Here is a 1,997-nt window from a genome sequence, read left to right on the forward strand (position 1 = left end):
CGCGCGAGCAGGTCGAACGCGATGAACATCGCCGGCGTGGTCTCGCTCAGCAGCGCCACGCGTGAGGCGGCGGGGTGGATCCGCTGGGAGAGGAGCTCCCACTGCAGTCGCGCCGGATCGCCGGCCGCGACGACGATCTCGCCGTCGACGAGGCAGGGCCCCGGCAGCAGCGCGGCGCATGCGGCGACGAGTTCGGGGAAGTAGCGGGTGAGGGGCTTCGCCCCGCGGGAGCCGATCTCGACGTCGGTCCCGTCCCACGCGATCAGGGCGCGGAAGCCGTCCCACTTGGGCTCGAACGACAGTCCGCCGGGCGTCTTCGCCGGATCGGGCACGGCCGGGACGGACTTCGCGAGCATGGGAGCGGGAATCTCGTACACGGCACCATCCTCGCGGAGGTTCCAGCGGAGAGTGCAGGATTCTGAGGACGGGATGCCGGGTCCTGCTCCTCAGCATCGTCCATCTCCTCGGCATCCTGCGGTGCGCGGGTCTCGCCGAGGGGATGCGCTGATACTGAGTGTCAGCTAGAATGACTCGGAGTGTCAGCCGAGGAGGACTCATGGCCACCGAGTACCAACCGCCCGTCGCGGACTACGCATTCCTGTTCGGCGAGGCCTTCGGCCTCGACATCGTCGCCCGCGCCACCGGCGGCGAGCTCACGGCCGACGACGGGGTCGACGTCATCGCCGGGGCAGGGGAGTTCGCGGCATCCGTCCTCGCGCCGTTGCTGGAGACGGGCGACCGCGAGGGCGCCCGGCTGGTCGACGGTCAGGTGCACCTGCCGGCGGGGTTCGCGGAGGCGTACCACGCGTTCGTCGAGGCGGGCTGGGTGAGCGCCGAGGCGCCCGTGTCGGCCGGAGGCGACGGCCTGCCGGGTGCCGTGCGGGCGGGGCTCGGCGACATCTGGAACGGTTCCAACGCGGCGTTCGCCCTGTGCTGGCTGCTCACGGCGGGACAGATCCACGCGCTGGACGCCGCAGCATCCGACGCCCTGCGCGAGACCTACCTCAGCAAGCTCGTGTCCGGGGAGTGGACCGGCACGATGAACCTCACCGAGCCGGATGCCGGGAGCGACCTCGGCGCGATCCGCACGATCGCGACGCCGCGCGAGGACGGCACGTGGGGGATTCGCGGCCAGAAGATCTTCATCACGTGGGGCGATCACGACATCGCCGAGAACATCGTCCACCTCGTGCTCGCGCGCACGCCGGGCGCGCCGGAGGGCGCGCGGGGGCTGTCGCTGTTCGTCGCCCCGAAGCGGCTCGTGAACGCGGACGGGTCGCTGGGCGAGCGCAATGCCGTCACGACGGTGGCGCTCGAGCACAAGCTCGGCATCCACGGCTCGCCGACGTGCGTGCTTTCGTACGAGGACGCGACCGGCTACCTCGTGGGCGAGGTCGGCGGGGGACTGGCCGGCATGTTCGTCATGATGAACTCGGCGCGCATGGGCATGGGGTTCCAGGCGACGGGCATCGCGGACCGCGCATGGCAGCAGGCTGCGGTATATGCCGGGGAGCGCATACAAGGACGAGTGCTCGGGCGTGAGGGCGCGGCCCCGATCGCCGAGCACCCCGACGTACGCCGGCTGCTGCTGTCGATGCGCAGCGACGTCTTCGCGATGCGCGCGCTCGGCGTCTATGTCGCGGACCTGTTCGACGTGGCCTCGCTGTCGGCCGAAGCGGGGGATCTCGCGCTCGCGGAGTTCTTCGTGCCGATTCTCAAGGGCTGGTCGACGGAGGATGCCGTGGCGCTCGCGAGCGACGGCATCCAGGTGCACGGCGGCATGGGATTCGTCGAGGAGACCGGCGCCGCGCAGCACTACCGCGATGCCCGCATCATGCCGATCTACGAGGGCACGACGGCGATCCAGTCCAACGACCTCGTCGGACGCAAAGTGATCCGCGACCAGGGCGCGACGGCGGAGGCGCTGTTCGGCCTCATCGAGCAGACCGTGTCGGCGCTGCGGGATGTCGCGGCCGGCGGTGCGTCCGCGATCGCCG

At 71.0% G+C, this 1,997-nt stretch carries 1 protein-coding gene and 1 pseudogene; one reads left to right on the forward strand and one right to left on the reverse strand.

Annotation, left to right across the window (positions count from 1 at the left end; translation table 11 throughout):
* Positions 1-356, reverse strand: a pseudogene (locus tag WBP48_RS13425) (ATP-dependent DNA ligase); the annotation flags it as partial.
* Between the two features lie 200 nt (positions 357-556).
* Between WBP48_RS13425 and WBP48_RS13430 the strand changes: the two are divergent.
* On the forward strand, positions 557-1,997 hold a 1,441-nt coding region (locus tag WBP48_RS13430; RefSeq protein ID WP_424441235.1), incomplete at its 3' end, for an acyl-CoA dehydrogenase family protein.

This window comes from Microbacterium sp. (assembly GCF_049661145.1).
In the GTDB taxonomy this organism is placed as follows: domain Bacteria; phylum Actinomycetota; class Actinomycetes; order Actinomycetales; family Microbacteriaceae; genus Microbacterium.